Source organism: Polaromonas sp. P3_C2 (assembly GCF_056402675.1).
On sequence record NZ_JBFUGX010000337.1, the window covers coordinates 1 to 4,607 of the forward strand.

Sequence of the window (4,607 nt, forward strand, 5' to 3'; positions counted from 1 at the left end):
GCGCAGGGCCCAGTGGGCGCCGGCCAGCACGCTGTCGATCAGCGGCACGCTCACCCCGGGTTGCAGGGTCGCGGCCATGCCTGCCAGGCCCGCGCCGCCCAGAATGACGGCCTGCGCGCCCAGCTGGCGCACCGCGTCGCGGCAGGCCTGGGCGAGCAGGGTGCGCGCGGCGGCAGGGTCGGCCGCCAGCTGCGCGCCGGTCGGCGCAACGGTGTGGATGCCGGCCAGCGAAGGCGCATGGCCCAGCGCCTGGGCCAGCCGCTGCAGCATTGGCCCCCAGCGCTCGCCCCCGGTGACGATGGCAAAGCGTCCATGGCGCGCCGCCTCGATGAAGGCCGCCTCGGCCAGGCCGGTCACCGGCACCGGGCTGCTTTCGCGTAGCGCCAGCAGGCCAGGGTCGCCAAAGCAGCCGATCAGCACCGCATCAGGCGTTTCAGGTGCGCCACCCGTTTCACCTGTGCCGGCCAGCGCAGCGGCCCAGGCGTCCAGTGTGGCGTGGGAGGCAACGGCGTAGCTGGCTTCATCCGAGATATAAGGTGCACCGAAACGCGCGGTGGCGGTGCGCACGTTCACATGCAGCCCGGCGGCGGCTTGCACGTGGGTCTGCAGCAGCGCACTGACCGAAGCCGAGGTGTTGGGGTTAATGACTAGTAGTCTGCGCACGGTTAGGAATTCACCCTCGGTCAGCCAAACAGAGTGGACAGGTCGGGCGCATCGTCGGCCGGCGGCGTGAACTGCAGCTGCGACTCCAGCCGCGTCAGGTGTTCGCGCATGTGGCGCGCGGCTTCCTGGACGTCGCGCAGGCGAATTGCGTCCAGCAGCTTGCGGTGCTCGCGGCAGCCGCAGGCGGCGGCTTCGTCGCGGCTGTCCTTGTGGGACGTGCTGTAGGTCATCAGGATCAGCGACGTGCGCGAGGTCAGCTCGCGCAGGATGCGGCCCAGCGTCTGGTGGCCCGCGCGTTCGGCGATCTGCAGGTGAAAGTCGCCCGACAGGCGGATCGCGCGGTGCATGTCGCCGGCCAGGCGCGCGGCCTCTTCGTCGTCAATGCAGCGTTTGAGCTGTTGCATGTCGGCCTCGCTCGCCTTCGCAATGAAGAGCTCCACCAGCGTGGGTTCAATCAGCCGGCGCACCTCAAAAACTTCGCGCGCCTCCTGCTCGGTGGGCTGGGCCACGGTGGCGCCGCGGTTGGGAATGAGGGTAACGACCTGCTCATTGGCCAGACGCACCAGCACCGGGCGGATGCGCGTGCGCGACACACCAAAGGCGCCGGCCAGTTTGTCTTCGACCAGCTTGGTGCCCGGCGGCAGGCGGTGGTCCAGGATGGCCGAGATCACGCGCTCATACATCTCGCTGTCGGTCAGGGGGGTTGCCTGGGTTACGGGCGTTGCCTCGCTCATCGGGTGCCTTTCTTTTGCCGGCGGCCCAGCCACCAGGCCAGGCCCAGTGCCAGCGCCATGACCAGCAACGACACCACAGTGGTGACGGTACCCAGAGCATAAATGGACGGCGTGGTGACGGTGGTGGTCAGCCCCTGCAGCTCCAGCGGCAGGGTGTTTACGTCGCCGATAGCCTGCGAGGTGCGGGCGATTTCGTCCCAGCTCAGGGTAAAACCAAACATGCCGATGCCCACCACCGACGGCGCGATCAGCGGCATCACCACATGCCGGAAGCCCTGCCACGGCGTGGCGCCCAGGTCGCGCGCGGCTTCTTCGTAAGCCGGGTTGAAGCGGTTGAAAATCGCGAACATGATCAAAAGGCCAAAGGGCAGCGTCCAGGTCAGGTGCGCACCCAGCGCCGAGGTGAAGAGCCCCAGCGATGTGCCGTAGCCCTCCAGCGCATCGGCCATGCCGAAAGCCTCCAGTGCTTTCTTGACGCCGGTGTCGAGCAGGCGGAACTCCAGGCCAATACCCAGTGACACGATGATCGACGGCATGATCAGGCTGGCCACCACCACAAAAAACAGCGTGTTGCCGCCCGCAAGTTTCTTGCGAAAAGCCAGGCCGGCCAGCACCGACAGCAGCACCGTGAAAGCCATCACGGCCAGGCCCAGGCCCAGCGAGCGCTTGAGCGCCGCGCCGATGTCGACCACGCCCAGCCCTTCGGCCAGCTTGTAAAACCAGTGCAGCGACACGCCGCGCAGCGGAAACGTCAGCCCGCCTTCAGGCCCCTGAAAACTCAGCACCACGATGACAAACATCGGGCCATACAGGAACAGCACAAACAGCGCAAAGAATGCGGCCAGGAACCAGAAGCCGGCGGAGCGTTTTTCGGACATAGTTAGAACCTTCGCAGAAGGGGCCGCAGCGCCGGGCCGCCCCAAGCAAGGCCAGCCCCCTCGGGGGGCAGCGCAGTACACGAAGTGACAAGCGTGGGGGTCATAGCTCTTTTCGAATGTCGACCAGCCGCGTTAAAGCCCAGATGATCATCAGCACGATGGCCAGCAGGATTACCGCATTGGCCGCCGCCAGCGGAAATTGCAGGTAAGAGGTCTGCACCTGGATGATCTTGCCGATGGAGGCAATCTGCTGGCCGCCCATGACGCCGATGGTCACGAAGTCGCCCATCACGATGGTGATGACAAAAATCGAGCCGATGATGATGCCCGTGCGCGACAGCGGCACGATGACATTCCACAGCGTTTGYCAGGCCGAGGCGCCGCTGTCATTCGCCGCTTCGATCAGGCTGCGGTCTATGCGCATCATCGAATTGAAGATCGGCACGATCATGAACATGGTGTAGAGGTGCACAAACGCCAGCACCACCGAAAAATCAGAAAACAGCAGCCACTCCACAGGTTGGTTCACGATGCCCAGGCCCGTCAGGCTCTGGTTCACCAGGCCGTTGCGGCCCAGCAGCGGCACCCAGGAAATCATGCGGATCACATTGGACGTCCAGAACGGGATCGTGCACAACACGAACAGCAGCGTCTGCACGCTTTGCGAGCGCACATAAAAAGCCAGAAAGTACGACACCGAAAACCCCGTCACCAGCGTGATCAGCCAGACCAGGAAACTGAACTTGAAGGTCGACAGATACGTCTTGAAGGTGACACACATCTCCGACGTGTTGCCGCAACCTTCAAAGACGGCGAAGTAATTCTTCAGCGTAAAGCCGGGCAGCAACTCATACTCATTGAAGTCCCAAAAGCTCACCATCAACACCAGCGCCAGTGGCACCAGAAAGAACACCACAAACACCGCCGTCAACGGCGTAGCCTGCCACCAGGCCGCAAGGCTGCGCCCCGGCGCCTTGGCCGGACTCGAATGGGCAGTGATTGCAGGTGTGCTCATAAAAATCCAAATGGTTGAGTTGCGCTTACCGCCGGCGTCCGGTATCAAGGGCAAGCGAAGCGAAGCCCGTTCCAGGACACGCGGAACCGGCTTAGCCGGGCCGCAGTGTCGTCCCCTGTAGGGGAGAGGCCGCTACACGAAGTGAGCGACCACAGGGGGGTACTTATTTACGCAGCGACGAACTCATTCCATTTCTGCACCATGTAATTGTTCTCGTCCATGACCGCATTCCAGCAGGCGATGCCGCCCATGCGGGCTTCATAGCTGCCGCCGTCGCGCACCGCGCCGGTCTTGGCCAGCACATCGCCATTCGGGCTCTTGATGTCCTGCGAAGCCGGCTTGCCTTCCATCCAGTAGGCCCACTCATACGCTTCCATCTTGGCCTTGGCGGTTTCCAGCACGGCGCTGTAATAGCCCTGGCGGTTCAGATACGCGCCGGCCCAGCCGTCGAGGAACCAGTTGATGAACTCATAGGCACCGTCCAGCTTCTTGCCCGACAGCGTAGCGGGCAGGCCAAAGCCGGCGGCCCAGGCGCGGTAGCCTTCTTTCAGCGGCTGGAAGTTGCAGGCGATGCCCTTGGTGCGCACGGCCGTCACGGCGGGGCTCCACATCGACTGGATCACCACTTCGCCCGAGGCCATCAGGTTGACCGACTCATTGAAGTCTTTCCACAGCGCGCGGAACTGCCCGGCCTTCTTGGCTTCAATCAACGTGGCGATCGTCAGGTCGATCTCTTTCTTCGTCATGTTGCCCTTGTCCGGGTACTTGTAGATGCCCTTGGCCTCTACCACCATGGCGGCGTCCATGATGCCGATCGACGGAATGTTCAGGATGGCGGCCTTGCCCTTGAACTCGGGGTTCAGCAGCTCGGCCCAGGAGCTGATGGGGCGCTTGATCAAATCGGGGCGAATGCCCAGCGTGTCGGCGTTGTAGACCGTGGGAATGAGCGACATGAACTGCGTCGGGCTCTTGGCGAAGACCTTGCTCTTTTCGCCTTCCAGGTAAATCACTTTCTTGGGCGCGGTGCCCTGGTCGCCCACGGCCTTGCCGGCCACGGTGCCGGTGGTGAAGAGCGTGGTGATCTTGTCGGCGTTCTTGATGCGCTTGGTGTCAATGCCCTTCAGGTTGCCCGTGGGCACGATTTTCTTGAGCGAGAAGTACTCGGTGTCGATCAGGTCAAAGCTGTTGGGCGCGGTCACGGCGCGCTTGGTCACGTCGTCGGTGGTCACGGCCACGTACTGAATCGTGATGCCGGTGTCGGCCTTGAACTTCTCGGCGATGGCCTTGTCCTGGTTGACGGCGGTGCCCAGGTAGCGC

General features: G+C 63.5%; 5 protein-coding genes. All 5 read right to left on the reverse strand.

Annotation, left to right across the window (positions count from 1 at the left end):
- The coding region (locus tag AC1DWI_RS14440; protein WP_477725073.1) for an aspartate/glutamate racemase family protein at nucleotides 1–663 on the reverse strand (663 nt) is incomplete at its 3' end.
- Between the two features lie 20 nt (nucleotides 664–683).
- Nucleotides 684–1,397, reverse strand: a complete 714-nt coding sequence (locus tag AC1DWI_RS14445) for a GntR family transcriptional regulator (protein ID WP_477669738.1) — start codon at nucleotides 1,395–1,397, stop codon at nucleotides 684–686.
- Nucleotides 1,394–2,275, reverse strand: coding sequence for an ABC transporter permease (locus AC1DWI_RS14450; RefSeq protein WP_477669737.1), 882 nt, complete (start codon nucleotides 2,273–2,275; stop codon nucleotides 1,394–1,396). The genes AC1DWI_RS14445 and AC1DWI_RS14450 overlap by 4 nt, the downstream gene beginning before the upstream one ends.
- 100 nt (nucleotides 2,276–2,375) lie before the next feature.
- Nucleotides 2,376–3,290, reverse strand: a complete 915-nt coding sequence (locus tag AC1DWI_RS14455; RefSeq protein WP_477725074.1) for an ABC transporter permease — start codon at nucleotides 3,288–3,290, stop codon at nucleotides 2,376–2,378.
- Nucleotides 3,291–3,457: 167 nt separating this feature from the next.
- Nucleotides 3,458–4,607, reverse strand: a 1,150-nt coding sequence (locus AC1DWI_RS14460) for an ABC transporter substrate-binding protein (RefSeq protein ID WP_477725075.1), incomplete at its 5' end; no start/stop codon positions are given.